This is a genomic window from Phenylobacterium sp. 58.2.17 (genome assembly GCF_026411515.1).
In the GTDB taxonomy this organism is placed as follows: domain Bacteria; phylum Pseudomonadota; class Alphaproteobacteria; order Caulobacterales; family Caulobacteraceae; genus Phenylobacterium.
Genome location: NZ_JAPMTQ010000007.1, coordinates 25841 through 50363 on the forward strand (window position 1 = coordinate 25841; position 24523 = coordinate 50363).

At 70.9% G+C, this 24523-nt stretch carries 26 protein-coding genes; 14 read left to right on the forward strand and 12 right to left on the reverse strand.

Features of this window, described 5'->3' with window-relative positions; translation table 11 throughout:
- Positions 1–117 precede the first annotated feature (117 nt).
- Both fabF and OUA97_RS07320 read right to left on the reverse strand, forming a co-directional pair.
- The gene (gene fabF / locus OUA97_RS07315; RefSeq protein WP_267231174.1) at positions 118–1386 is read right to left on the reverse strand and encodes a beta-ketoacyl-ACP synthase II; all 1269 of its coding nucleotides are present in this window, start codon (positions 1384–1386) and stop codon (positions 118–120) included.
- 5 nt (positions 1387–1391) lie between these two features.
- Complete coding sequence (locus OUA97_RS07320) at positions 1392–1841, reverse strand: MarR family winged helix-turn-helix transcriptional regulator (protein ID WP_267231175.1); 450 nt, start codon at positions 1839–1841, stop codon at positions 1392–1394.
- Positions 1842–1957: 116 nt separating this feature from the next.
- Here OUA97_RS07320 and OUA97_RS07325 point away from each other — a divergent pair, with 116 nt between their 5' ends.
- A complete protein-coding gene (locus OUA97_RS07325; protein ID WP_267231176.1) occupies positions 1958–2539 on the forward strand; it encodes a histidine phosphatase family protein in 582 nt (193 codons plus the stop codon).
- Between the two features lie 38 nt (positions 2540–2577).
- On the opposite strand, the gene OUA97_RS07330 is transcribed toward OUA97_RS07325, so the two are convergent.
- Positions 2578–3243 carry a hypothetical protein gene (locus tag OUA97_RS07330; protein WP_267231177.1) on the reverse strand — a complete coding sequence of 222 codons (666 nt, stop codon included), beginning with the start codon at positions 3241–3243 and terminating at the stop codon, positions 2578–2580.
- 32 nt (positions 3244–3275) lie between these two features.
- Positions 3276–3545, reverse strand: a complete 270-nt coding sequence (locus OUA97_RS07335; RefSeq protein WP_267231178.1) for a hypothetical protein — start codon at positions 3543–3545, stop codon at positions 3276–3278.
- A 105-nt stretch (positions 3546–3650) separates the two neighbouring features.
- Here OUA97_RS07335 and OUA97_RS07340 point away from each other — a divergent pair, with 105 nt between their 5' ends.
- Positions 3651–4013: an STAS/SEC14 domain-containing protein gene (locus OUA97_RS07340; protein ID WP_267231179.1), complete on the forward strand. Its 363-nt coding sequence runs from the start codon at positions 3651–3653 to the stop codon at positions 4011–4013.
- On the opposite strand, the gene OUA97_RS07345 is transcribed toward OUA97_RS07340, so the two are convergent.
- A complete protein-coding gene (locus OUA97_RS07345) occupies positions 4010–4810 on the reverse strand; it encodes a LytTR family DNA-binding domain-containing protein (protein WP_267231180.1) in 801 nt (266 codons plus the stop codon). The two genes, OUA97_RS07340 and OUA97_RS07345, sit on opposite strands and share 4 nt — an antisense overlap.
- A gap of 252 nt (positions 4811–5062) precedes the next feature.
- Here OUA97_RS07345 and OUA97_RS07350 point away from each other — a divergent pair, with 252 nt between their 5' ends.
- From OUA97_RS07350 to OUA97_RS07360, 3 genes are read left to right on the forward strand one after another with little or no spacing between them, the layout of a single operon-like run.
- On the forward strand, positions 5063–5692 hold the full coding sequence (locus OUA97_RS07350; protein WP_267231274.1) for a LemA family protein: 630 nt from the start codon (positions 5063–5065) through the stop codon (positions 5690–5692).
- Positions 5689–6477, forward strand: a complete 789-nt coding sequence (locus tag OUA97_RS07355; RefSeq protein WP_267231181.1) for a TPM domain-containing protein — start codon at positions 5689–5691, stop codon at positions 6475–6477. The genes OUA97_RS07350 and OUA97_RS07355 overlap by 4 nt, the downstream gene beginning before the upstream one ends.
- A 2-nt stretch (positions 6478–6479) precedes the next feature.
- The gene (locus OUA97_RS07360; RefSeq protein WP_267231182.1) at positions 6480–7172 is read left to right on the forward strand and encodes a TPM domain-containing protein; all 693 of its coding nucleotides are present in this window, start codon (positions 6480–6482) and stop codon (positions 7170–7172) included.
- Between the two features lie 6 nt (positions 7173–7178).
- On the opposite strand, the gene OUA97_RS07365 is transcribed toward OUA97_RS07360, so the two are convergent.
- Both OUA97_RS07365 and gloB read right to left on the reverse strand, forming a co-directional pair.
- Entirely contained in the window at positions 7179–8810 is a 1632-nt protein-coding gene (locus tag OUA97_RS07365) for a Na+/H+ antiporter (protein WP_267231183.1), read from the reverse strand.
- A 9-nt stretch (positions 8811–8819) separates the two neighbouring features.
- The gene (gene gloB / locus OUA97_RS07370; protein ID WP_267231184.1) at positions 8820–9584 is read right to left on the reverse strand and encodes a hydroxyacylglutathione hydrolase; all 765 of its coding nucleotides are present in this window, start codon (positions 9582–9584) and stop codon (positions 8820–8822) included.
- Positions 9585–9665: 81 nt separating this feature from the next.
- Between gloB and OUA97_RS07375 the strand changes: the two genes are divergently transcribed.
- Positions 9666–10421, forward strand: a complete 756-nt coding sequence (locus OUA97_RS07375; protein WP_267231185.1) for a class I SAM-dependent methyltransferase — start codon at positions 9666–9668, stop codon at positions 10419–10421.
- Positions 10422–10488: 67 nt separating this feature from the next.
- The gene (locus OUA97_RS07380) at positions 10489–10833 is read left to right on the forward strand and encodes a P-II family nitrogen regulator (protein ID WP_267231186.1); all 345 of its coding nucleotides are present in this window, start codon (positions 10489–10491) and stop codon (positions 10831–10833) included.
- On the opposite strand, the gene OUA97_RS23355 is transcribed toward OUA97_RS07380, so the two are convergent.
- Together OUA97_RS23355 and OUA97_RS07390 are read right to left on the reverse strand one after the other, a co-directional pair.
- The gene (locus OUA97_RS23355; protein WP_323690553.1) at positions 10830–12230 is read right to left on the reverse strand and encodes a hypothetical protein; all 1401 of its coding nucleotides are present in this window, start codon (positions 12228–12230) and stop codon (positions 10830–10832) included. The genes OUA97_RS07380 and OUA97_RS23355 overlap by 4 nt on opposite strands.
- Before the next feature lie 15 nt (positions 12231–12245).
- Entirely contained in the window at positions 12246–12587 is a 342-nt protein-coding gene (locus OUA97_RS07390) for a helix-turn-helix domain-containing protein (protein WP_267231187.1), read from the reverse strand.
- Between the two features lie 176 nt (positions 12588–12763).
- Here OUA97_RS07390 and OUA97_RS07395 point away from each other — a divergent pair, with 176 nt between their 5' ends.
- Positions 12764–15889 (forward strand): autotransporter outer membrane beta-barrel domain-containing protein, encoded by a 3126-nt coding sequence (locus OUA97_RS07395; protein ID WP_267231188.1) that lies wholly within the window; start codon positions 12764–12766, stop codon positions 15887–15889.
- A gap of 20 nt (positions 15890–15909) precedes the next feature.
- Positions 15910–16188, forward strand: coding sequence for a hypothetical protein (locus tag OUA97_RS07400; protein WP_267231189.1), 279 nt, complete (start codon positions 15910–15912; stop codon positions 16186–16188).
- A 43-nt stretch (positions 16189–16231) separates the two neighbouring features.
- On the opposite strand, the gene metW is transcribed toward OUA97_RS07400, so the two are convergent.
- On the reverse strand, positions 16232–16894 hold the full coding sequence (metW, locus tag OUA97_RS07405) for a methionine biosynthesis protein MetW (protein ID WP_267231190.1): 663 nt from the start codon (positions 16892–16894) through the stop codon (positions 16232–16234).
- A complete protein-coding gene (gene metX, locus OUA97_RS07410) occupies positions 16891–18042 on the reverse strand; it encodes a homoserine O-acetyltransferase MetX (RefSeq protein WP_267231191.1) in 1152 nt (383 codons plus the stop codon). The genes metW and metX overlap by 4 nt, the downstream gene beginning before the upstream one ends.
- Positions 18043–18167: 125 nt before the next feature.
- Here metX and OUA97_RS07415 point away from each other — a divergent pair, with 125 nt between their 5' ends.
- The 4 genes from OUA97_RS07415 to OUA97_RS07430 all read left to right on the forward strand — a co-directional run bounded on the left by OUA97_RS07415 (position 18168) and on the right by OUA97_RS07430 (position 21630).
- Positions 18168–18659: a SixA phosphatase family protein gene (locus tag OUA97_RS07415; protein WP_267231192.1), complete on the forward strand. Its 492-nt coding sequence runs from the start codon at positions 18168–18170 to the stop codon at positions 18657–18659.
- 2 nt (positions 18660–18661) lie between these two features.
- The gene (locus tag OUA97_RS07420; protein WP_267231194.1) at positions 18662–19003 is read left to right on the forward strand and encodes a DUF952 domain-containing protein; all 342 of its coding nucleotides are present in this window, start codon (positions 18662–18664) and stop codon (positions 19001–19003) included.
- Entirely contained in the window at positions 19000–20040 is a 1041-nt protein-coding gene (locus OUA97_RS07425; RefSeq protein WP_267231196.1) for a quinone-dependent dihydroorotate dehydrogenase, read from the forward strand. The genes OUA97_RS07420 and OUA97_RS07425 overlap by 4 nt, the downstream gene beginning before the upstream one ends.
- 93 nt (positions 20041–20133) lie before the next feature.
- Positions 20134–21630: a sensor histidine kinase gene (locus OUA97_RS07430; protein WP_267231197.1), complete on the forward strand. Its 1497-nt coding sequence runs from the start codon at positions 20134–20136 to the stop codon at positions 21628–21630.
- Here OUA97_RS07430 and ggt read toward each other — a convergent pair.
- A complete protein-coding gene (gene ggt / locus OUA97_RS07435) occupies positions 21627–23348 on the reverse strand; it encodes a gamma-glutamyltransferase (protein WP_267231198.1) in 1722 nt (573 codons plus the stop codon). The genes OUA97_RS07430 and ggt overlap by 4 nt on opposite strands.
- Before the next feature lie 101 nt (positions 23349–23449).
- Here ggt and OUA97_RS07440 point away from each other — a divergent pair, with 101 nt between their 5' ends.
- Positions 23450–24472, forward strand: a complete 1023-nt coding sequence (locus tag OUA97_RS07440) for a P1 family peptidase (RefSeq protein WP_267231275.1) — start codon at positions 23450–23452, stop codon at positions 24470–24472.
- The last annotated feature ends 51 nt before the right edge of the window (positions 24473–24523 follow it).

The window sequence follows — 24523 nt, forward strand, 5'->3', positions numbered from 1 at the left end:
TCCTGAACGACGAGGTCGAAGTTCCCCATATTGGGGAAGCCGGGCGCACAAAACGATGCGGGCCGCACCCTGGGGTGCGGCCCGCGCGGCGGATACATCTTCTGGGCGCGCGGTGGCTCAGCCGTCCCAGCGTTTGAAGATCACGCTGGCGTTGACGCCGCCGAAGCCGAAACCGTTCGATAGCGCGTGGTCGAAGCTCGCCTGACGCGACTTGAGTGCGACCAGATCGAGGCCTGCGGCGTCTTCGTCGGGATTTTCCAGGTTGAGGGTCGGGGGGATCGTCTGGTCGCGCAGGGCCAGCACCGTGAAGATCGCCTCCAGCCCGCCGGCCGCGCCCAGCAGGTGGCCGGTCGCCGACTTGGTGGAGCTGATCGCCGGGCCGTGGCCGGTCCCGAATACCGACTTGATCGCCGCCAGCTCGCCCTTGTCGCCGACCGGGGTCGAGGTGGCATGGGCGTTGAGGTGGCCGATGGCCGACGGCTCCAGCCCGGCCTGGGCGAGCGCCAAGCGCATGGCGCGGGCCGCGCCGTCGCCGTCCTCGGGACCGGCGGTCAGGTGGTAGGCGTCGGCGCTGGTGCCGTAGCCGACCAACTCGGCGATCGGCTTGGCGCCGCGGGCCAGCGCGTGGTCCAGGGACTCGATGACCATGATCCCGGCGCCTTCGCCCATCACGAAGCCGTCGCGGGCGGCGTCGAACGGCCGGGAGGCCTTGGGCGGGGCGTCGTTGAACGCAGTGCCCAGGGCGCGGGCGGCCGCAAAGCCGCCGAGGCTGACGCGGTCGATGGTCGCCTCGGCCCCGCCGCAGATGGCGATGTCGGCCTCGCCGGCGCGGATCATCCGCGCGGCGTCGCCGATGGCCTGGACCCCGGCGGCGCAGGCGGTCACCGGCGCGCCGATCGGGCCCTTGTAGCCATGGCGGATCGACACCCAGCCGGCGGCGAGGTTGGCCAGGAACGAGGGCACGGTGAACGGCGAGAGCCGCCGGACGCCGCGCGCGTCGGTGATGCGCACGGCCTCGGCGATCGCCGGAAAGCCGCCGATGCCGGTGGCGATGATGGTGGCAGTGCGGTGCTTTTCGGCCTCGCTGTGCGGGGTCCAGCCGGACTGAGCGATAGCCTCGTCCGCCGCGGCCAGCGCGAACTGGATGAAGCGGTCCATCTTCTTCTGGTCCTTGCCCGGCACCGCAGCGTCGAGGTCGAAGCCGGCCTCGGCGTCCTCGGCCACGGACTGCACGGTTCCGGCCACCTGGGCAGGCACGTCGGGGGCGAGGTCGGCCGGCAGGCGCCGCAGCCCCGACTGGCCGGCGACCAGCCGCGCCCAGGCCTTCTCGGTTCCGGTTCCCAGCGGCGACACGACGCCCTGTCCGGTCACGACGATTCTACGCATCTCACTCACCTTTCAGCTCTCTCGAGGGCCAGGGCCGCATGCTCCAAGCGCACCAGGGCCTGACGGGTTTCGTCGGGGTCGCCGTCCAGCCGGGCGGCCAGATCGGCCTGGGCCCGCCGCCAGGCCGGGATGGTCTGTTCGATCAGGTCGGCGCCCTGCGGCGTGACCGCAAGTTGGCGGCCGCCGCGTCCGCGCCCGCCCTCGCCGGCGACGAGGCCGCGGGCCTCCAGCAGCCGCAGGTTCCGCACCAGGGCGGAGGGTTCGACCCCGACCTCCTCGGCCATGGCCGCGATTGATCGGTGCTCGCCGCGGGCGATGACGCCGAGCAGCACGTACTGGCTGATGTTCAGGCCGAACGGCTTGAGGCGCTGGTTGAAGGCGCGGGTCACCGCGCGCGCGGCCTTGCGGCTGCGGTGGCCGAAGCAGAACCAGAGCATGTCGTCGGCCGGCTGCATTATCTGGCATATACAGGATTTATCGCGCGCGCCAAAGCGCCCCGATGGGTCTGGCGCGGCGCGCCCGCGTCGGGGATAACGGCTGCAAAGCCGGGGAGCCGGCCAAGGGGAAACGCATGGAACTGATCCTCATCCGCCACGGTCTGCCGGTGCGCCGCGACGACAGCGCCGATCCCGATCTGTCTGCGGAAGGCCACGACCAGTCGCGCAAGGTCGCCGACTGGCTGGCCCACGAGGGCGCCGACGCGGTGTGGTCGAGCCCGATGCGCCGGGCCGTGCAGACCGCCCAGCCGTTCGCCGAGCGTTTCGGCCACGCGATCAACATCCACGAGGGCGTCGCCGAGTTCGACCGCGACTCCGGCGCCTACATCCCGATGGAGGTTCTGAAGCGCGAGAACTACGAGGCGTGGCTGGCGATGGCCACCGGCGACCATGGCGTCGACGTCGAGGCCTTCAGCGCCGCGGTGGTCGGCGGGCTGGAGGAGGTGATCGCCGCGCACCCTGGCCAGCGGGTGGCGGTGTTCTGCCACGGCGGGGTGATCAACGTCTGGACCGCCCACGTGCTTGGCATGGCGCCGCGGCTGTTCTTTGAGCCGGGCTACACCAGCGTTCACCGCTATATGTGCGCCCGCGGCGGTCATCGGAACGTGGTGGCCCTGAACGAGCGGGCGCACCTGCGGGAGATGGCGGGGGCTTGAGGGCACGGCCTTTAGCCGCCGCTTGTCGGCTGCTTGCCTTAAAGCAAGGCGATCGGGGTCAGGATCGCCAGCAGGCAGATGACCGCCGCCAGGGTTGAACCGACGGCGAACGCTGCGCCCCTGAAGATGCTCACCGCCAGCTTTGCCGAGAACCAGCGAGCCTGGACGACGAGGAACCAAGCCGCGCCGCCGGCCATCACAGCGACGCCCAAGGCGTTTGACAGTTCCTCGTGCGCGAAGATGAAGATGCCCGTGTTCAAGATCACCGCGCAGGGCGCGGCCAAGTAGCACTGGGCGTAGAAGGGCGCGCGCAGGGCCTCCCGCGAAAGCAACTCGCCTCGCGCCCTGAGCATGACCACGGCCGCCATGAGAGGCAGCAAGCTGAAGACCAATGCGCGCGTGAGCGCCTGGTTCTCGGGCGTGCTGTTGATCGCCTTCACCACCTCGGAGGTGGTCTCCGGGACCGCGTGAGTGGCGGTCCCGATCATGTTCAGCAGGACGACAGTAATGAGCAACAGCAGCGGCGGCGAAAGCGCTCGGTCGTAGCGTTCCTCGCCCTCATCCGACTGCTCGGCGTCCGAGTAGGCCATCCAGGTCAGCGGGCGGGTGACGACCCGCCAGAGCGTCAGCGGATAGAAGGCCAGCCAAGAGGTCGCTTCGAAGAGAAAATCTTCCAAGCTCCGCAGGATCTTCATGAAGTCCAAGGACTGCTCCGGGCTGGTGCGGCGATCTCAAGCTACCGAAATCTCAATCTGCCAGGTGGGAACTGGTCGAGATAGCTGCGGACGGCTTCGACCAACACCCCGCAGGTTGGCGAAGCCCCATCACCCGGCCCGAACGCATCGGTCTCGACCTTGGCGAGATAGGCTTGCGCCTCCTGGTCGTTCGCACCATTCCGCAGCTGTCCGACCAGGCCGATCAGGTGGGCGTCGAACTCATCGGCCGGGGCCGTTTCTTCCCAACCCGATGGAGAGATTGAGCGTCGCAGGGCGCGCGGTTCGCTCAAGCTCACGGTTCCGACAGTCATGGTCCGACGTTATCGGCACCCTTGATCGCCCTCAATGCGTTGCTTGGGCCTAAAGGCGAACGTCTCGCCGCAAGGAGCATGGGCATGCTGGACATCAAGATCGACGAGACCGCCGGTTACATCGAGCTGACGGTCGACGGGGCCATCGACAGTGCGGGATATGAGGCGGCGGTCGCGGCCATCGAGGCGCTGCTGAAGACCCACGACAAGATCAATGCGGTCGAGGTGGTGCGCAGCTTTGCGGGCATGGAGCCGAGCCTCTGGTGGCGCGACCTCAACTACAGCTTCTCGCGGCTGGATTCGTTCGGCCGCTGCGCGGTGGTGACCGACAACGGCTGGATGGGGCCGATGGCGCGGTTCTTCGCGGCCTTCCTTTCGGTGCAGGTGCGGACCTTCGACCTCAAGGACCTGGAGGCCGCGCGGGCCTGGGCCAAGGACGGCGTCTAACCGCGCAGGCGGGCCAGGGCCTCGGGGAAGCGGCGCGAGAGCGGCGCCTCCAGATCGCCGAGCCGGACGGCGTAGTCGCCGGACTTCTCAGGGCGCAGTTCGGTGACGCGGGCGGCGTTGACCAGCCAGGAGCGGTGGGTGCGCACGAAGCCGAGCGGCGCGAGCTCGGCCTCGATCGCGGTGAGCGAGGCCCGCATCAGCGGCTTGCGACCGTCGGCCAGGATGAACTCGACATAGTTGCCGGCCGAGGTCGCCGCCAGGATGTCGGCGGCTGGGCTTCGCAGGATCCGCGGGCCGTCACGGATGTCGAAGGTGGCGGGCGTGCTGACGGCCGCGGCCGGCTCGGCGCCGTAGAGCCGGATCATCGCCCATAGCGCGGCCATTCCCAGCAGATAGCCGAACGCATCCTTGCGCAGTTCGTAGACGAAGCGATCGGCCAGATCGAACCGGAACGGCAGATCCAGCGCCTGGAAGGCGGCCATTCGGAGCAACATGAAGCCGGTGACGTGGGCGGTCGTAAAGGCCAGGAGCCCGGCGGCCTGCACCGCGAGCATTCGCCAGACTGGGCGGCTGCCGGGCGGGGCGAGGCGGAAGGCGGCGAAGGCGATCCACAGGAAGGCGAGGGCCGACACCGCGCTGGTGCCCTCTTCCAGGACCGGCATGATGGGCGGGACCTCGGGGCGGTCGCGGAACGCCGTGAACATGTTGACGACGTTGAGCGTGACGATCGCCGCGCCGATCAGGGCGTAGGCCCGCCAGTAGGTCGAGCGTGTCCCGGATGCATCCTCGCTGGTCACGGATCGCTCGCCGCCGGTTCCTGCACGGGCTCTCGCGCCCGAGCGGACTTTCACCGCTTCGGGCCTCTCGGCCAAGCCCCGCGCGCCTCGCCCGCGCGAGCGCGTCTCAGTAATCGCGCGGAGATTGCGCAGTCGCCCGCCTCGGGCCAATGATGCGCGGGCCAAGCTCGGACTTGGCGGCCTTGGGAGCACTCTCACGTGACCAATATTCGCCAACGCTTCGCGCGCGCAGCCCTGATCGTGCTGGCGCCCATGCTGATCGCCGGCTGCGGGATCAACACCATCCCCACCAAGGACGAAAAGGCCAAGGCCGCCTGGGCTGAGGTGCAGAACCAGTACCAGCGCCGCGCCGACCTGATCCCCAACCTGGTGGAGACCGTGAAGGGCTATGCGGCCCAGGAGCGTGAGGTCCTGACCCAGGTCACCGAGGCCCGCGCCTCGGCCACCCAGGTCAAGGTCGACGCCTCGACCATCACCGACCCGGCCCAGTTCCAGAAGTATGCGCAGGCCCAGGACCAGCTGTCCGGCGTGCTCGGACGGCTGATGATGATCCAGGAACGATATCCGGACCTGAAGTCGAACCAGAACTTCATGGCTCTGCAAAGCCAGCTGGAAGGCACCGAGAACCGCATCGCCATCGCGCGGCGCGACTACAACGCCGCGGTCCAGGACTACAACACGGAGATCCGCACCTTCCCCGGCGCGCTGTGGGCCGGGACGGTGCACCGTTGGGCCAAGCCGATGCAGACCTTCGCCGCCAGCGCCGCGGCGCAGACCGCGCCGAGCGTCAACTTCGGTGGGTCGGCCCCGGCCGCGCCGCCGGTGAACATGGCGCCGGCGACTCCGGCCCCGGCCGCTCCGGTCCCGGCTCCCGCCCAATGACGATACGCACGGGGCCGTGGGGCGCAGCGCGCCTCGCGGTCCTGGTCCTGTTCGTCTGGGCCGGCGCGGCGCTGGCCGCGCCGACCTTCCCGCCCCTGACCGGGCGGGTGGTCGACGACGCCGGCATCCTGTCGCCCCAGGCCGAGGCGCAGCTGACGCAAGAGCTGGCGAGCCTGGAGACCCAGACCGGCCGCCAACTGGTGGTCGCGACCCTGCCCGACCTGCAGGGCTACGAGATCGAGGACTACGGCTATCAGCTGCTGCGCACCTGGGGCATCGGCAGCAAGGAGCGCAACGACGGGGCGATCCTGATCGTCGCGCCCAGCGAGCGGAAGGTGCGCATCGAGGTCGGCTACGGCCTGGAGCCGGTGCTCACAGACGCGCTCTCCAGCCTGATTATCAACCAGCGGATCATCCCGGCCTTCAAGGAGGGCCGGCTCGAGGAGGGCGTGGTCGACGGGACCCAGGCCATCGTCCAGCAGCTGTCGCTGCCTGACGACGAGGCGCGCGCGGCCGTCGCCAAGGCCCAGCAGCAGCCCGCGCAGGGCGAGGACGGGGTCAGCTTCGGGACCATCGTCGTCATCCTCATCGTCTTCTGGCTGCTCAGCGGCGTGTTCGGCGGCCGTCGGCGCGGCAGCCTGTGGTGGCTGCCCCTGATCCTGGGCGGCGGCGGTGGAGGCGGCGGCGGGCGCGGCGGTTGGAGCGGCGGCGGCGGTTTCGGAGGCGGCGGCTTCAGCGGCGGCGGCGGTTCCGGCGGCGGCGGCGGGGCCTCGGGGAGTTGGTAGGAATGCTGAGCGAAACGGACCGCGCCCGGATCGAGGCGGCCGTGAAGGCGGCCGAGGCCGGCACGACGGGCGAGATCTACTGCGTGGTCGCTCCTGAGTCGTCGGAGTACCTGGAAGTGCCGATCGCCTGGGGCGCGATCGCGGCCTTGGCGGCGCCGGCGGTGCTGCTGGCGGCCGGCGTCCATGTCACCGCGCCCGACGACATCGGCGGCGGCTGGTCGGCGGCGCAGATGAGCTCGGCGGCCGAAGCCGCGGCGCGCACGGCGCTGAGCGGGGCGATCCTGCTGCAATGCGCGCTGTTCGTAGCGGTGGCGATCCTGGTGGCGATTCCGGTGGTGCGCCATTTCATGACCCCGCGGGCGCTGAAGCGCGAACGCGTGCGGCGGCGCGCCCACGAGCAGTTCCTGGCCAAGAACCTGCAGGCCACGCGCGAGCGCACCGGGGTGCTGATCTATGTCTCGACCCGCGAGCACATGGCCGAGCTGATCGCCGACGAGGGCATCGCCGCCAAGGTGTCCGCCGGCGCCTGGGACGAGGCGATGGCGCGGCTCATGGCCGGCTTCAAGTCCGGGCGTCCGGCCGACGGCTTCGAGGAGGCGATCGGCCTGTGCGGGGCGATCCTGGCCGAGCACTTCCCGCCACGGGAAGGCGACAATCCCAACGAGCTGTCGGATTCGGTGGTGGTGCTGGAATAGGCCCGGCTATACCGCGTAGCGCGCTTCCAGCAGGTCGATCTCGCGAACCAGCTTGCGGGCGCTTACGTCGTCGAGGCGGCGCGCGCGCGCCAGTCGGAAGATCGCGTCGCGCTCGGCGCGCAGTCCGGCCAGGCGCAGCTGGCGCTCGATCAGTTCAGATTGGCGATGGAGCTCAAGCGCCTCGGGTTCCTGCCGGCGGCTGTCGATCCGCTGGCGATAGATCTCCATGATCCGCGCCGAGGCGTCGGTGTAGAGGTCGGCGTCGGCGCGGCCGCCGGCCATGTCGTGCTGGGCCTGTTCGATGGCTGTGATCGCGGCCTGGGCGGCCTCGACGCGGGCGTTGTCGATGTCGCTCTGATGCGAGGGCTCGGGCGGCAGCTCCAGGTTCTTCAGCAGCCGGGGCAGGGCGATGCTGGCCAGCACCAGCGAGACGATGATCACCCCGGCGGCCAGGAAGATGGCGAGGTTGCGGGCCGGGAAGGGCGTGCCGTCGGCCAGGGCGAAGGGCAGGGTCAGCACGCCGGCCAGGGTGATGGCCCCGCGCACGCCGGCCACCGAGGTCGCTGCGATCAGCCGCCAGCTGACCGGCGGGGGCGGCTGGCCCCGGCGCAGGGCGCGGGCGATGTTCCATTTCAGCGAAAACCAGGCCCAGACGAACCGGAGGGCGGCGAGGGCTGCGGTGATCGCCAGGACGTAGACGATCAGCCACCAGGGCTCGTGGTGGCCGGTGACCCGGACGGTCTCGGCGGCGCGGGCCATGATGCTGGGCATCTGTTCGCCCAGCAGCACGAAGATGACCCCGTTGAGGGTGAACTGGATGGTGTCCCAGACCGCGGCGCGGCGGACGCGGGTGATCGCCAGCGCCTGGCCGCTTTGCTCGGTGAAGCTCATGGTCACCCCCGCGGCGACGGCGGCGAGGATGCCCGAGCAGTGGAAGTGCTCGGCCAGCATGTAGGCCCCGAACGGGATCAGCAGGCTGACCAGAATCTGGACGCTGGTGTCCTCGCCCAGCTTGGCTGCAACCCAGTTCTTGGCGGTGGTGATGCTCCAGGTGACGCCGACGCCGATGGCCAGGCCGCCGAACGCCACCCACAGGAACGAGCCGACCGCGTGCTGCAGCGAGAACGCGCCGGTCACCGCCGCGGCCACCGCAAAGCGCATGCAGACCAGGCCCGAGGCGTCGTTGAGCAGCGACTCCCCCTCCAGGATGTGCATCAGCCGCTTGGGGATCTTGGTGCGCGAGGCGATGGCGGAGACCGCGATCGGGTCGGTGGGCGAGAGCACGGCAGCCAGCGCGAAGGCCACGGCCAGCGGCATGGCGGGGATCAGCCAATGGATCAGCAGCCCGACGCCGACGACGGTGAACACCACCAGGCCCAGCGCCAGTTCCAGGATCACCGCCCCGTCGCGGAACAGGTCGTCCTTGGGGATGCGCCAACCGTCGAGGAACAGCAGCGGCGGCAGGAACAGCAGGAAGAAGATGGAGGGCTTGAGGTCCACCGTCGGGATCGCCGAGATGGCGATCACGGCGCCCAGGGCGATCTGGACGAGCGGCAGGGGCAGACGCACGAGGCGGGCCAGCGGGGCGCTGACCGCGACGGCCAGCATCAGGAAGAGGATGGTCGAGATCCAGGCCAAGGCGCGGCTCTAGCCCTTGAAGCTGTCCTTGGCGGCGCGGATCGCCGCGAACGCCTCGTGGTCCGGGGCGCCGGACAGGCCCATGCGTCCGGCCAGCGCCGGCGCCCGCAGGAACGGGTTGGTCGCCTTCTCCAGGCCGATGGTCGTGGGCACTGTCCACTCGCCGCGCTCGCGGGCGGCGAAGATATCGCCGGCGCGGGCCTTCAACGCCGGGGCGTCGTCCACCGACAGGGCGAAGCGGGCGTTGGAGGCGGTGTATTCGTGGGCGCAGTAGACCTTGGTGTCGTCGGGGAGCTCGGCCAGCCGCTGCAGGCTGTCCCACATCTGCTGCGGCGTGCCTTCGAACAACCGCCCGCAGCCCAGGGTGAACAGGGTGTCGCCGACGAAGGCGATGTCGCCCGCGGGGGCATAGTAGGCGACATGGCCCAGGGTGTGGCCGCCGCTCTCGATCACCTCGAAGCGGGTCTCGCCCAACGCGACGATATCGCCGCCGGCGACGATGCGATCAGGCGCCTGGCCGATGCGCTCGACCTCGGCCGGGCCGATCACGTGGGCGCCGGTGGCGGCCTTGATCTCGGCGTTGCCGCCGGCGTGGTCGGGATGCCAGTGGGTGTTGAGGATCAGGTCGAGCTTCCAGCCGAGGGCGTTCAGCTCGCGCAGGATCGCCGCGGCGTCCGGCGTGTCGATGCAGGCGGCCAGACCGCTGGCGTCATCACGCACCAGGAAGCCGTAGTTGTCCGAGAGGCAGGGAAACTGATGGACGGTGATCGACACGTGTCACTCCAGGCCTTCTTGTCGGGGTAACTGCGATTTAGGGTCGGCAGCCGGGCAAGTCGAGCCTAAGTCTTGCAGAGCATGCGTCGCGACGTCCTCGAACTCCGCCAGTTCTACGCCACTCCGCTGGGCCGCGCGGCCCGCGAGATGGTGTCGCGCAAGGTACAGGAAACGTGGGACGACGCCCGCGACCTGGACGTGCTCGGCCTCGGCTACGCGACCCCGTTCCTGGGTTCGATCCGGCCGGCGGCGCGGCGGGTGGTGGCGGCCATGCCGGCCCAGCAGGGGGTGGAGCTGTGGCCGGCGGAGGGCGCGAACCTGGCCTGCCTGTCGGCCGAGGACGCCCTGCCGTTCCAGAACGCCTTCTTCGACCGGATCCTCGCCGTGCACGTGCTGGAGGAAAGTCCCGACCCCATCGCGCTGCTGCGCGAGGTCTGGCGCGTGCTCTCGCCCACCGGCCGGGTGGTGGTGGTCACCGCCGCCCGCAACGGACTGTGGGCTAACGCCGAGCGGACCCCGTTCGGGCATGGCCGGCCCTATACCCGCAGCCAACTCGCCGAGCTGCTGCGCGAGGCCGAGCTGGAGCCGACCGGCTGGACCCGGGCGCTCTACGTGCCGCCGGTCGCCTGGATGGCCGGCTGGGCCGAAGGCTTCGAGCAGGCCGGCTCGCGGCTGTGGCCGGGCTTCGCCGGGCTGGTGCTGACCGAGGCGGTGAAGGAGACCTTTGCGGTCAAGGCCAGGACCGCGCGGGTGCGGGTTCCTGCCGTTCGGCCGGGCCTTGCCCCGCTTCCGGCCAATCGGGCGCCTGTTTCGCGGGCGCAGGAACCGCCGAAGTAGACAAGCGCTTGGACACAGTATCGCTTGGCCCTAGCCTGGGGCGTCTGCCGAGTCTTGGAGTAGCACCATGAAAATGATCGTCGCGGTCATCAAGCCGAGCCGTCTGGACGCGGTGCTGGAGGCCGTCACCGAGGCCGGAGCCTCGGGCCTGACGGTCACCGAGGTCCGCGGCTATGGCCGTCAGCGTGGCAAGACCGAGGTCTATCGCGGGGCCGAGTACGAGGTGAAGCTGCTGCCCAAGGTGAAGCTGGAGATCGCCGTACCGTCGGACATCGCCGAGGCGGTGATCGAGGCCGTGGCGCGCACCGCCAACACCGGCAAGATCGGGGACGGCAAGGTCTTCGTGCTGGACCTCGAGCAGGCGCTGCGCATCCGCACCGGCGACCGCGACTCGGCCGCCATCGCCGGCTAGGACAGCACGAAGTCTCCGGACGAGGTCGACTCCCCGGCGGTCCCCTGCTCGTAGATGACGACCAGGGTCGTGACCGGGTACTCCGGGACAATGTGCCTGACGTTCATGGCGAACTCCGGGATCTCGATGCCGGGTCCGGCCAGGAAGACATAGGCGTCCCGCTCGCCGTCGCCATCGGTGTCCAGAAAGATTCGCTGTCCGGGGGCTAGCTTCGTTGCGAGCGCTCCGAAGGTCATCGGCTCCGTCTGGGTGGCGTCGATCCAATTATTAGTGCTGACGAGGCCCGCGTCCGGGCTGACGACGTTGACAGTCTTGCCCTCAGCGTTGACGAGACGGTCGCCTTGATCGGCGGAAAAGTCGAAAATCGCGCCGAGCAGGCCATCGGCGCCTGGCCGGTCCGGCAGGACGAACGTGTCGGCGCCGGCTCCGCCGGTCGCCAGGGCGGTCGGGGCGAGCTGAATCTGGTCGTCGCCCTCGCCGCCGTCGAGAAGATCGAAGCGGCCTTCGGGAGCCCCGCCGCCGTCGAGCGTGTCGTTCCCCTCGCCGCCATAGAGCTGGTCGGCCCCGGCGCCGCCCATCAGGCTGTCGGCGCCAGCACCGCCCGACAGGGTGTCGTCGCCGTCGCCGCCGCGCAGGGTGTCATCGCCCGCGCCGCCTTGGATGACCTGGCCGGTATGGATCTCCTCGGTCGGCGGGGCGGCGTCGTGGGTCGGCTCGGCCGGCGCCTCCAGCGCGGCCAGGGCCAGCGGCTCCGGGGGCTCGGTCTCGCCCGAGGCCGGCTGCGGCGCATCGGGCGGGGTGTCGCCCTCGGCGAGCGTCGAGCTGGCGGCGGCCTGGGCCTCCCCGCCGGCGCCGTGGGTCTGCGGGGCCAGCAGGTCCTGGCGTTGAACCTCGTCGGCGTTCGACTGGCCGCTGGCCGCGACCACGGCCAGCGGCGCGCTCGCGGCGGTCAGGTCGGCGTGTTCGATCGCGGCCGGCGTCGCCGCCGCGGCGTCGTCGACCTCGTGGATGAAGGTGGCGGCGACCACCAGGGCGATGAAGGTCTGCACCTGGCGGGCGCTGAGCGAGACGACGACGTCGTCGCGGGCCTCGCGCCAGTCGCCGCCCAGCAGCCGGTCGCAGGCGGCCCAGAGGGTCTCGCCCTCCTGGATCGCGTCGGCGGAGGCGTCGTGGATGACGAACTGGCCGTTGATCCGGGCGACGTGGATCAGCACTTCTTCCTGGTCGTCCTTGATGACGCACCAGGGGTCGCCCTCGTCGGTGACGCCGTAGACGACCTCGACCTTGGCGCCGCCTTCGGCCAGCCGGTCGGCCAGTTCGGACAGTCGCGCGCGTTCAGCGGCGGTCCATCCGCCGCCGGCGCTGGGCCGCGGCGCGAACGGGACGACGTTGTCCATTCCGACGGTGGTTCCTTAGCCCCTTCCCGCCAGGCGCGCGACCGGCGCGTCCTGGGCGGCGTCCCCGAACAGCAGCCGGAACAGCTCCGGCTCGTAGTATCGCAGCAAGGTACGGGCGAATTCGGCAGGATCGAGGCCCATCGCCTGAGCCCAGGCGCCTTGCGTCTCGATCGGCACGCGGCCTAGGCCGCTCTCCACCTGCGAGACGAAGGTATAGTAACGCAAGCCGACGCGTTCCGCCAGTTCGGCCTGGGTCAGGCCCGCAGCTTCGCGCCCGGCCTTCAGCCAGCGTCCGGCCTCTTGGCGCAGACTCTTGGTGACCGCCGCCCGCGCAGGATCGACCGCGCTTCTTGGCATGTTTCTACTCCTTCAAGCTCGCGCGGCGTCGCTGGCCGCCTGCGCATTTTGCGCACTTGACCCGTCGATGTACAGTACTTACGAAACGTGTTTATACGAGACGTGTAACGCCTCGTCATCGTCATAGCACGGATCTGTGGCCGCAAGCCACGTCGTGAGGTCCGACTGGAGTGATCATGCGCCTTCGCCACGTCCTGTTCGCCGCCGCATCGCCGCTTTGCCTGTTGGCGGGCGCGGCCCAGGCCGAAACCGTCATCGCGACCACCGTCGCTACGCCGGTCGCCACCGCCACCGCCGCCAGCGGGGCCCGCGACGACGTGAAGATCAGCACCGCCGGGACGATCCAGCCGACGTCCGCAGGCGCCGCGGTCACGCTGAACAGCAACAACACGGTGACCAACGAGGGGACGATCAAGTTCTCCAACGTCAACGACGCCACGGGCATCCTGGGCCTGGGCGGCATGACCGGCACGATCAAGCACGCCGGCACGATGACCATCGACGAGACGACGGAGATCAAGGACGGCGACGGCGACGGCGATCTGGACGGACCGTTCGCCACCGGCGCGCGCCGCTACGGCATCCGCGTCACCGGTCCGGGCGCCTTCCACGGCGACGTGATCCAGTCGGGCGGCTCGATCACCATCGAGGGCAACGACTCCGCTGGCATCTCGGTGGAAACGGCGATCGACGGATCGATCCGCACCGCCGGCGCAATCGCGGTGACTGGCTCCAACGGCTTTGGCGTCCACTCCGCCAGCACCGTCGGCGGCGATGTGGCGATCCGCTCGTCCGTGGTCGCGCAGGGCGAGGGCGCGGTGGCGGTAGCCACCGACGACAACATCGGCGGCAAGCTGATCCTGGGCGGCGCGATCTCCTCGACGGGCTTCCGCTACACCAGCCGCGGGACTGATGCGGCCGTCGCCAAGCTGGACGCCGACGACCTGCTGATCGGCGGCCCGGCGGTGCGCGTCCGCGGCGACGTGTTCGGAGGCGTCGTCGTCGACGCTGCGCCGGCCGACAACGACAAGAATAACGCCGACGAGGATGGCGACGGCGTGGCCGACGCCAGCCAGACCGCCGGCGCGGTCACCTCTCTCGGCTCGGCCCCGGCCATGCTGATCGGCTCGGATACGCGGGCGATCCGCCTGGGCGTCGGCGGGACCGGCGTCAGCGCCTATGGCCTGAACATCAAGGGCTCGGCCCAGGCGCTGGGGATCTATGACGGGATCTCGGCCACGGCCGTGCAACTGGGCGGTCTGGGCGGCGGCGTCACGATCGACGGCGGGGTGCGGGTGTCGGGCGCAGTCAGCGCCACCGCCGTCAAGGCGGGCGCCACCGGCCTGCGGCTCGGGGCCGGCGCCAGCACCCCGAAGATCCTGGTCGAGGGCGGCTCCATCAAGGCCGGCTCCACGGCCACCGAGGCGGTCGATGTCCGCGCCGTGCAGATCGACGCCGGGGCCGGCGTCTCCTATCTGGGCAATTCCGGCGACATCACCGCGACCATCACCGGGACCAAGGGGTCGGCGACCGCGATCCTCGACGCGGCCGGCTCGCTGAGCCTGATCGAGAACGTCAAGACCATCGCCGCCGGCTTCTCCACCACCGAGGCGGTCGCCGGCAAGGCGACAGCCATGGATCTGCGCGCCAACACCAGCGGCGTCACCGTCCGTCAGGGCGCGAACGCCTCGACCTCGGTCACCCCGGCCATCGTCGGCGACGTGCTGTTCGGCGCGGGCCCGGCGCGGCTGGAGCTGCTGGCCGGCACGATGGTCGGTGCGGCGGCCTTCGGGTCCGGCGCCGACGCGCTGGTGATCGACGGCGGGGCGACGCTGACCGGCGCGGTGACCGACGCCGGCGGCGGCCTGACCATGAACATCGCCAAGGGGCGGCTGACGGCGACCAATGTCGACACGCTCAACCTGACCTCTCTGACCCTCGGCTCGACCGGCGAACTGGTGCTGACCGCCGACGCGGCCGGCGGCAAGTCGACCAGCCTGAACGTCGCCGGCGCCGCAAACCTGGCCACCGGGTCCAAGGTCGGCCTGCGCTTCGCCTCCAAGCTGAGCGAGCCGACCACCTTCACCCTGATCAAGGCCGGGACGCTGACCGCCGGGACCATCGATCAGAGCCTGCTGGGCACGACGCCGTGGCTCTACAAGTCCGAGCTGCGGGTCGATCAGGCCAACAACGCGCTGCTGGCCGACGTGCGCCGCCGCACCGCGTCCGAGGCGGGACTGAACAGCGCCGAGGCGGCCGCCTATGACGCGGTGTTCGCCAATTTCGACCGCGACGCCACCGTCCGCGACGCCCTGCTGGCCAAGACCGATGGGACCGGCTTCGCCGGGCTCTACGACCAGTTCCTGCCCGACTTCACCGGCAGCCTGTTCCACACCCTGGCGGCGGCTTCGGACGCCACCAACCGGGCGATCGACGAGAACGACGGCGAACTGAACGGCGACGGGCTGCGGGTCTGGACCCAGGAGATCGCCTTCCTGGTGAAGCGCGACGTCGACCGCACCACCAACTACGACGCCGACGGCTTCGGCCTGGCCGGCGGGATCGAGGCCCCCTACACCGGCATCGGCACGCTGGGCCTGATGACCAGCTTCGTGAACGTCAATGTCGACGACGCCTTCGCCTCGGCGGCGGAGTCGCTGGGCGGACAGGTCTATTCGGCCGGCGTCTACTGGCGCGACACCGCCGGCGGACTGACCGCCAATCTCGGCCTGAACGGCGGCTATGCGTCCCTGAAGAGCACGCGGGTGCTGTCCGATCCGACCGTCGGCCTCAACAAGCAGACCAAGTCCGACTGGAGCGGCCTGACCTTCGCGGCCCATGCCGGCCTGTCCTACCTGTTCGACCTCGGCCGGTTCTATTTCAAACCCCAGGCCAACGCCGACTACTTCATGCTGAAGGAGGACGGCCGGACCGAGTCCGGCGGAGGCGCGGCCATGGACCTGTCCATCGACGAGCGTTCGAGCAATCAGCTCAGCGCCTTCGCGGGGGTCACCCTTGGGGCCCGGTTCGGCGAGGAGAGCGCCTTTGTCTGGAAACCCGAGCTGACCGCCGGCTGGCGGCAGGCAGCCGGCGACGGAGTGGACGTCACGACCGCCCGCTTCGTCGCCGGAGGTCCCGCCTTCAGTCTGGCCGCACCCGACCTGTCGGGCGGCGGGCCGGTGGTGCGCCTGGCCCTGCGCGGCCAGGGGCAATACTTCGACTTCGCCCTCGAGGGCGGCGGCGAGTACCGCGACGACTACGAGGCCTATGACGGCCGGGTGGTGGTCCGCTTCCTGTTCTAGCGGCGTGGAGTTGAACTGAGATGACGCTCTTGGCTGGAGCTTTCCTGGCGATCGCCGCCGGGCTGGTCGGCGTGGCGCGGCGCACCCATGGTCGCCCGCCGCTCTGGCGGTCGTGGGCGGCGCTGGCCGGAGCTGTCGTCTGTCTGATCTTCGGGGTCGCGCTGGTGGTCGTCGACCCCAGCGCCATCGTGGAGACGCCGGTCCTGCTTGTGGCCGGCTTCTGCCTCTTCGAAGGGAGCCTGGCGCTCCTCAGCCTGATGGCTGCGGCGGGACGCCCGCAGCCGAAGTGGCTCTCCTAAAGCGGCACTCCCCCCGGGCGGATGGTCCCCCCGTCGCCCGCCGCTATTCGAAGAGGCTTCCCGGGGGCGGGGCCGGCGTGCTTGGAGGCGCCGGCTCCGCCTTTCGGCTGAGCAGGAAGAGGGCGTTCTCGGCGCGCCAGTTCTCGATGGGACGCGACGGATCGATCTGACGCGCCGGCTTGCCCGGCACGAGCGAGGCGCAGGCGTCGATCCGCAGGTCGAGGTCGTCGCACAGCGCGGTGAAGTCGCGCAGCGTGCAGAGGTGGATGTTGGGCGTCGACCACCACGGCTCTGGCAGGGACTTGGTCTCCGGCATCCGGCCCTTGGTCAGCAGGTCCATCCGCACCCGCCAGTGGCCGAAGTTCGGCAGCGAGACGACCGCGCGGTCGGCGATGCGCAGCAGTTCCGACAACACGTGCTTGGGGTCGCGCACCTGCTGCAGGGTCTTGGACAGCACCGCGTAGTCGAAGGCCTTGGTCGGGAAGTTGTCGAGGTCGTGGTCGGCGTCGCCCTGGACCACGGCCAGACCGCGCGCCAGGCAGGCCGCGACGCCCTCGCGCGAGAGCTCCAGGCCCTGGCCGTCGATCTCCTTCTCGTTGGTCAGCAGTTCGAGCAGTTCGCCCTCGCCGCAGCCGACGTCGAGCACCCGCGCATGCGGGCGCACCATCCGGAGGATTTCCTTGAAGTCGTCGCGGATGGAAGTCACGCAAGGCCCCGCTTGTCGGCGGCGGAGGCCAGGAAGCCGCGCAGCGCCGAATCCAGCACCGGTTCGTCGAGGAAGAAGGCGTCGTGGCCCTTGTCGGTCTCGATCTCGGCGAACGAGGCGCGGCAGCCGGCGGCGTTCAGCGCGCGGACGATGTCTCGGCTCTCGGCCGTGGAATAGAGCCAGTCGGACGAGAACGACAGCACGCAGAAGCGCACGTGCCGCGCCCGGGCGAAGCACTCGGCCAGCACCCCGCCGCACCGCGCGCCGAGGTCGAAATAGTCCAGCGCCCGGGTGATGTAGAGGTACGAGTTGGCGTCGAAGCGGTCGACGAAGCTGGCCCCCTGGTGACGCAGGTAGCTCTCGACCTGGAAGTCCGCGTCGAAGCCCCACGACAGGCCGTCGCGCTGCAGCTCGCGGCCGAACTTCCGTTGCAGGGCCGGCTCGGACAGATAGGTGATGTGCGCGGCCATGCGGGCCACGGCCAGGCCCTTTTCGGGACGCACGCCGGCCAGTTGGTAGGCCCCGCCGCGCCAGTCGGGGTCGGCCATGATCGCCTGACGGCCGACCTCGTGGAAGGCGATGTTCTGGGCCGAGTGGCGCGCCGCCGCAGCGATGCAGATCGCCGAGAATAGTTTGTCCGGATAGTCGGCCGCCCACTGCAGGACCTGCATCCCGCCCATCGAGCCGCCGACGACGGCGAACAGGGTCTCGATGCCCAGCGCCTCGATCAGCATGGCCTGGGCCCGCACCATGTCGGCGATGGTGATCACCGGGAAGGAGAGGGCGTAGGGTTCGCCGGTCGCCGGGTTCAGCGAAGCCGGGCCGGTCGAGCCCATGCAGCCGCCGATGACGTTGGTGGCGATGATGAAGTAGCGCTCGGGATCGAGCGGCAGGCCGGGGCCGATCACCCGGTCCCACCAGCCGGGCTTGCCGGTGACGGGGTGGGGCGAGGCCGCGTGCTGGTCGCCGGTCAGGGCGTGGCAGACCAGTACGGCGTTGGACTTGTCGGCGTTCAGCGTGCCGTAGGTCTTGTAGGCGATCTCCAGCGGGCTGAGCAGCGCGCCGGAATCGAGGCGCAACGGCTGGTCGGCCGGGAAGCTGTGCAGCCCGCCGCCGGTTTCACCCTTCTGGATCGCAATCGCGCTCATGCGCCGCTTGGACCGCCAAGCTCTTTCGCTGTCAACAGCTTCGCGTATCGGCTCAGGACGGCTATGAGACCTTTCAAGCAGCGCTCGGGGGCGCGTCAGACAGCAAGGAGCGCGGCGGAGCGTTCATGGATCGGCTTATTCTCATGCGCCACGGGAAGGCGGAGCGCGACTCCAAGAGCGGCGAGGACTTCGACCGCAAGCTCACCGACCGCGGGGTGCGGGAATCTGCGGCCATGGCCGCGAACCTCGCCGACCTGGGTCTGGTCCCCGACATCGCGCTGGTCTCGGCCGCCCAGCGCACCCGCGAGACCTGGGCGGCGGCGCAAGGCGCCTTTCCCACCTGCGCCGCGCGGTTCGAGCGCGCGCTGTACCTGGCCGAGGAGCGGCTGGTCCGGGAGCTGGCCGAGGCCGCGGGCCAGAGCTCGCGCACGGTGATGGTCGTCGGCCACAATCCGGGCCTGCAGGAGCTGGCCATACGGCTGCTGTCGGAGGGCTCGGCGCCGGCGCCGCTGATCGCCCGCGCCCACGCCGCCTTCCCGACTGCGGCGGCGGCGGTGTTCCTGTTCGACGCCGCTGGGCGCCCCGCCTACGACGGCCTGTTCTTCCCGCGGGGCTGAGCATGGGACGCATCTACAAGATCCTCTCCCGCGCGGAATGGACGCAGGCGCAGGCCGCCGGCGTGTTCGAGGGCTCGGCGGTCGACCACGCCGACGGCTTCATCCACTTCTCGAGCGCGGCCCAGGCGGCCGAGACCGCCCGGCGGCACTTCGCCGGCCAGGCGGACCTGGTGGTGCTGGAGATCGAAGCCGACGACCTGGGCGCGGCCCTGGTCTGGGAGCCCTCACGCGGGGGCGACCTCTTTCCGCACCTCTATGGCGCGCTGGCGACCGACAAGGTGCGCGCCGTCACCGACGCGCCGCTGGCCTCGGACGGGGTTCCGCAGCTAGGGAAGCTGGCATGAGCCTGCACGACATCGCCGCCCGCGCCATGCACGTTCTCGATCCCGAGGACGCCCATCGCCTGACCATCCGCCTGCTGGCCATGGGCCTGGGGCCCCGGGCACGCGGCGACGACCCGATTCTGGCCACGCAGGTCGCGGGCCTGCGGCTGCCCAACTGCGTGGGCCTGGCGCCGGGCTTCGACAAGAACGCCGAGGTGTTCGGGCCGATGCTGGCCAGCGGCTTCGGCTTCGTCGAGTGCGGTACGGTCACGCCGCTGGCCCAGGCCGGCAATCCGCGTCCGCGCCTGTTCCGGCTGAGCGAGGACCGGGCGGTGATCAACCGCATGGGCTTCAACAACGAGGGCCTGGAGCCGTTCGCCGCGCGCCTGGCCAGGCGCGGCCCCGGCGTAGTCGGGGCTAATATCGGGGCCAACAAGGACGCCGAGGACCGCGTCGCCGACTATGTGACCGGCCTGACCCGGCTTTGGGGGCTGGCCTCCTATTTCACGATCAACATCTCCTCGCCCAACACGCCGGGCCTGCGGGCGCTGCAGACCAAGGCCGCGCTCGAGGAACTGCTGGGCCGGCTGGCGCAGGCGCGCGATGCGCTGCCGGCGGCGGGCCGCGTCCCGATGTTCCTGAAGGTCGCGCCCGACCTGGAGGACGGCGAGGTCGAGGCGATCGTCGAGACCGTGGTCGCCAACGGGCTGGAGGGGATCATCGTCTCCAACACCACCATCAGCCGCCCGCAACTGGCCTCGAAGTTCGCCGGCGAGACCGGCGGGCTGTCCGGCGCGCCGCTGACGGCGCTGTCGACCCGGATGCTGGGCGCCTTCGCCCAGGCCGCCGGCGGCCGCGTGGCGCTGATCGGGGCCGGCGGGATCGGGTCGGGCCAGGACGCCTACGCCAAGATCCGCGCGGGCGCGTCGGCGGTTCAGCTCTATTCGGCCATGGTGTTCGGCGGACCGGGCCTGGTCACCCGAATCAAGCGCGAGCTGGCCGCCTGCCTGCGCCGCGACGGCTTCGCCTCGGTCGCTCATGCGGTGGGCGCCAATTGAGGTCAAAGCGCGGGCTTTCCTACGGAATCGGCCACGCTTCGGAACGGCGCCGCGTTGCCGAACCGTTCCGGGTGCAGTAACGGGGGAGTCGTCATGGCGGACGCCCCCTCTCCTTCGGCGCCCAAAAAGCCGCCCACGCGCCGCTTTTTCTGGCCGGGCGGCCTGTCCGCACGTCTGCTGATTCTGACCGTCCTGTTCGTCGCCGGCGCCAGCGCCATCGCCCTGCCGGCGGCGCTCGCCTCGTTCGAGGAGCAGTGGCTGCTCGACCGGGTGCGGGCCGCGGAACTGGCCTCGATGGCCACCGAGGTCGCCCCCGACCAGATTCTCAGCGAGAACCTCGCCTCGCAGTTGCGCGAAGGCGCGGGCGTACAGACGGTTGCGGTGCTCGACAACGACGGCAACCGGTTCCTCAAGGTGCCCGGGCCGCGGCTGGAGGAGCCGCCCTATCTGGTCGACCTGCGCGACCAGGCGCCGGCCTCCTGGCTGTCGGCGCCGTTCCAGACCCTGTTCGGGGGCGGCGAGGGGCGGATGGTGCGGGTGATCGCCGAGCCGCGGTTCTACAAGGCCCAGTTCATCGAGGTGGTCGCGCCCGACGCCGAGCTGAAGGCCGAGCTCAGCGCCTATCTCTGGCGGCTGCTGGCGATCATGGGTTTCGTCTCGTTCCTGGCGGGCGGGCTGGTTTACCTGTCGCTCAACTACTTCCTGGTCCGTCCGATGCAGCGGATCACCCGGTCGATGGAACGGTTCGCCGCCGATCCCGAGGACACCGCCGCGCACATCGAGCCCTCGGGCCGCCGCGACGAAGTCGGCCGCGCCGAGGTGCAGCTGGAGCGCATGCAGGAGGAGCTGCGCGCCGCGCTCAGCTCGCGGGCCCGCCTGGCCGCGCTGGGCGAGGCGGTCGCCAAGATCAACCACGATCTGCGCAACATGCTGACCAGCGCCCAGATCGCCTCGGAACGGCTGGCGGCGCTGAAGGACCCGCAGGTGACCCAGGCCATGCCGCGCCTGGAGCGGGCCCTGGACCGGGCCGTGAAGCTGGCCAGCGACGTGCTGGCCTACGGCAAGACCGAAGAAGCTGCGCCCGACGTGCGCGCGCTGCGCCTGGCCGAGGTGCTGGAGGGCGCAGAGGAGGAGGCGCGCCTGTCGCCGGACGGCGTACGGATGATCTCGCTGGTCGACCCCGCCGACCAGGTGGTGGCCGATCCGGACCAACTGCACCGGATCCTGGTCAACCTGATGCGCAACGCCCGCCAGGCGATCGAGCAGCAGGCGGGGCGCGAGAGCCAGGGCGCGGTGCAGGTCTCGCTGTTCGATGAGGACGGGGTCAGCGTCATCCGTCTGGCCGACAACGGTCCGGGCGTGTCAGAGCGGGCGCGCGAGCGGCTGTTCCAGCCGTTCGCCGGCTCGACCCGGCCGGGTGGGGCGGGCCTGGGCCTGGCCATCGCCCGCGAGCTGGCCCAGGGCCACGGCGGCGACCTGTCGCTGGCCGAGACCGGGCCGCAGGGCACAGTGTTCGAGCTGCGGCTGCCGGGCGCTCCGACCCGCGCGCCGGCCCCGAAGCGCCGGCGCAGCAAGAGCCCCGAGAGCTAGAAGCCCTTCGCCACGCCCTCGCGGCGGTCGTCGGCGCCGCCCTGCAGGCCTTGCGGGGTGACCATGACGCCGTGCAGGCCAGAGCCTTCGCCGCCGCTGCCCTTGAACACGATCCCCTTGGCCGCCAGGGCGTCGACGACGCCAGGCGCGTAGCGGGCGGGCTCGGAGGCGAAGTTGTCGCCGCGGGCGATCAGGTTGGGCTGGTTGAAGGCGTCCTGCACGCTCAGCTTCCAATCCAGAATGCCGACCAGGGCCTTGAGGTTGTAGGCCAGGATCGAGTTGCCGCCCGGCGAGCCGATGGCCGCCACAAAGCGCCCCTGCCGGTCGAGCACGATGGTCGGGGCCATCGACGAACGCGGCCGCTTGCCCGGCGCCACGGCGTTGGCCGCCTTGGTCCCGTCGGCGTTGGCCGGGGCCCAGGAGAAATCGGTCAGCTGGTTGTTCAGGAAGAAGCCGCCGACCATGCGGCCGGTGCCGAAGATGCTCTCCACCGTCGTGGTCATCGAGACCACGTCGCCGTCGGCGTCGACGATCACGAAGTGCGAGGTGCCGCCCGGCTCCTTGGTGGCGTCGGGGGCCAGGGCGCCGGCGCCGCGCGGCGTCCCGGGGGCCGGCGCCGGACCGGCGACGTCGCCGATCAGAGTCGCGCGCTTGGCGACGTAGCTCTCTTCCAGCAGGCCCTCGATCGGAACCGGGGTGAAGTCCGGGTCGCCGAAGTAGCGGTCGCGGTCGGCGTACATCAGGCGGCTGGCCTGGGCGAACAGGAACCAGGCCTGCGGGTCGGTCGGGCCGCGGTCGGCGATGTCGGTGTGCGACAGGATGCCGAGAGCCTCCAACAGCGCCGCGCCGCTGGACGGGGCGTTGGGCACGCAGACGACATAGACGCGATAGGGGCGGCAGACCGCGTCGTCGACCTTGGGCTTGTAGGCCTTGAGGTCGGCCAGGGTGATGGTCCCGGGCAGCGGCCCTTCGTGCACCTTGGCCACAATGGCTTCGGCGATCGAGCCCTCCAGCAGCGCCTTGGGGCCCTCGGCGGCGATCTTGCGGACGGTGGCGGCGTAGGCCGGGTTCTTCAGCACGTCGCCGGCCTGGTAGCGCTGGCCGTCGGGCTTGGTGAAGTAGGCCTTGGCGTCGGGCGTGCCGGCTTGCGGGAACGGACTGGAGATCATGCCGGCCAGGCGCGGGCTGACCACGAAGCCGTCGGCGGCCAGCCGCTCGGCGTCGCCGAACAGGTCCTTCCAGGCCAGCTTGCCGTGCTGGGCCTGGGCCATGGCCAGCATGGCCACCGCGCCGGGCACGCCGGTCGCCTTGCCGCTGGTCACTGCGACCGGATAGGTGAGGGGCTTGCCCGAGCTGTCCAGGAACATGGTTTCGGTGGCGCCGGCCGGGGCGGTTTCGCGGCCGTTATAGGCGACCACCTTCTTCGTCTGGGCGTCGTAGAAGGTCATGAACGCGCCGCCGCCGACGCCCGAACTCTGGGGTTCGACCAGGCTCAGCACCGCCTGCACGGCCACCGCGGCGTCCACCGCCGAGCCGCCCTGGCGCAGCACGTTCAGCCCCGCCTCCACCGCCAGCGGATTGGCGGCCGTGACCATGACCTTCGGGCCCGCCGCGCTGGCTGCGGGGGCCGGGGCCGGCGCCTCTTTCGTCGCGGTGGTGGCGCAGGCGGCCAGGGCTAGGGCGAGAGGGAGGGCGGCGAAACGCTGGAGCTGAAGCACGTAGAACCCGTCGGAGGCGGAGGGGAGGAGAGCGCCACCATAGCCATCCGCGCGTGGACAACAAATGCGCCGCCGTGCTTTCGATGCCGATTATGAGCCAGATGCCTTCCGCCGCGCCGGGCGCGCGCAACCTGATCACCGACGTGCCGGGCCTGAAGGTCGGCCAGGCGAGCGACGCGGCCGCCCGTACGGGGGTCAGCGTCATTCTGCCGGATGAGCGCGCCGTCGCCGGCTGCGACGTGCGCGGCGGCGGCCCCGGCACCCGTGAGACCGACGCCCTGGCCCCGGAGAACCTGGTCGACGCGGTGGACGCCATCGTGCTGTCGGGCGGTTCGGTCTACGGCCTGGCGGCGGCCGACGGGGTGGTGGCCTGGCTAGGGGCGCAGGGGCGCGGCTACGGGCTGGTCAGCTCGAGCGGCGTGCCGCGCTCGCCGGTGGTGCCCGGCGCGATCCTCTACGACCTGAGCAACGGCGGCGACAAGGCCTGGGGCGAGGAGCCGCCCTATCGCCGGCTCGGCCGCGAGGCGGTGCTCGCCGCGGCTCTCGACGTCGACCTCGGCACCGCCGGCGCGGGCTATGGCGCGATGGCCGGGGCGCTGAAGGGCGGGACCGGATCGGCCTCGATCGTCAGCGCCGACGGGATCACGGTCGGGGCGCTGGTCTGCGTCAACTCGTTCGGGTCGGTCGTCGCGCCGGGCGGCAGGTCGTTCTGGGCCGCGCCCTATGAACTGGCCGGCGAGTTCGGCGGCCTGGGGGCCGCGGGCCTGGCGGCCGGGCCCGACGACTGGGGCCTGGCCAAATCCGACCCCAAGGCGCGGATGAACACCACCATCGCCTGCGTGGCCACCGATGTCGCCCTGACCCCGGCCCAGGCGCGGCGGGTGGCGATCATGGCCCAGGACGGGCTGGCCCGCGCCATCCGCCCGGTGCACGCGCCGTTCGACGGCGACGTGGTGTTCGCGCTGTCGACCGCGCGCCGGCCGCTGCCGGCCGAGGGCGCCGACTTTGCGGTGGCCCGGATCGGGGCGCTGGCGGCCGACGTCCTGGCCCGCGCGACGGCCCGCGGGGTCTATGCCGCCGCCCCCTGGTCGGGCGTGCGCGGCTGGCGCGATCTGCCCGTCTGACGGGTTCGGCGCTTTCGTCGCTCGCCTGGGACTGTTCGGCGATTTGGAGAA

Excerpts from the sequence above, each read along its gene's own strand:
- OUA97_RS07440 (WP_267231275.1), top strand. The coding sequence starts at position 23,450 with ATGCCTTCCGCCGCGCCGGGCGCGCGCAACCTGATCACCGACGTGCCG.
- OUA97_RS23355 (WP_323690553.1), bottom strand. The coding sequence starts at position 12,230 with ATGGACAACGTCGTCCCGTTCGCGCCGCGGCCCAGCGCCGGCGGCGGA.
- fabF (WP_267231174.1), bottom strand. The coding sequence starts at position 1,386 with ATGCGTAGAATCGTCGTGACCGGACAGGGCGTCGTGTCGCCGCTGGGA.
- OUA97_RS07420 (WP_267231194.1), top strand. The coding sequence starts at position 18,662 with ATGGGACGCATCTACAAGATCCTCTCCCGCGCGGAATGGACGCAGGCG.
- OUA97_RS07395 (WP_267231188.1), top strand. The coding sequence starts at position 12,764 with ATGCGCCTTCGCCACGTCCTGTTCGCCGCCGCATCGCCGCTTTGCCTG.
- OUA97_RS07325 (WP_267231176.1), top strand. The coding sequence starts at position 1,958 with ATGGAACTGATCCTCATCCGCCACGGTCTGCCGGTGCGCCGCGACGAC.
- metX (WP_267231191.1), bottom strand. The coding sequence starts at position 18,042 with ATGAGCGCGATTGCGATCCAGAAGGGTGAAACCGGCGGCGGGCTGCAC.
- OUA97_RS07430 (WP_267231197.1), top strand. The coding sequence starts at position 20,134 with ATGGCGGACGCCCCCTCTCCTTCGGCGCCCAAAAAGCCGCCCACGCGC.
- OUA97_RS07425 (WP_267231196.1), top strand. The coding sequence starts at position 19,000 with ATGAGCCTGCACGACATCGCCGCCCGCGCCATGCACGTTCTCGATCCC.
- OUA97_RS07355 (WP_267231181.1), top strand. The coding sequence starts at position 5,689 with ATGACGATACGCACGGGGCCGTGGGGCGCAGCGCGCCTCGCGGTCCTG.
- OUA97_RS07380 (WP_267231186.1), top strand. The coding sequence starts at position 10,489 with ATGAAAATGATCGTCGCGGTCATCAAGCCGAGCCGTCTGGACGCGGTG.
- OUA97_RS07340 (WP_267231179.1), top strand. The coding sequence starts at position 3,651 with ATGCTGGACATCAAGATCGACGAGACCGCCGGTTACATCGAGCTGACG.
- OUA97_RS07375 (WP_267231185.1), top strand. The coding sequence starts at position 9,666 with ATGCGTCGCGACGTCCTCGAACTCCGCCAGTTCTACGCCACTCCGCTG.
- OUA97_RS07415 (WP_267231192.1), top strand. The coding sequence starts at position 18,168 with ATGGATCGGCTTATTCTCATGCGCCACGGGAAGGCGGAGCGCGACTCC.
- OUA97_RS07320 (WP_267231175.1), bottom strand. The coding sequence starts at position 1,841 with ATGCAGCCGGCCGACGACATGCTCTGGTTCTGCTTCGGCCACCGCAGC.
- OUA97_RS07390 (WP_267231187.1), bottom strand. The coding sequence starts at position 12,587 with ATGCCAAGAAGCGCGGTCGATCCTGCGCGGGCGGCGGTCACCAAGAGT.
- OUA97_RS07360 (WP_267231182.1), top strand. The coding sequence starts at position 6,480 with ATGCTGAGCGAAACGGACCGCGCCCGGATCGAGGCGGCCGTGAAGGCG.
- OUA97_RS07400 (WP_267231189.1), top strand. The coding sequence starts at position 15,910 with ATGACGCTCTTGGCTGGAGCTTTCCTGGCGATCGCCGCCGGGCTGGTC.
- OUA97_RS07350 (WP_267231274.1), top strand. The coding sequence starts at position 5,063 with ATGCTGATCGCCGGCTGCGGGATCAACACCATCCCCACCAAGGACGAA.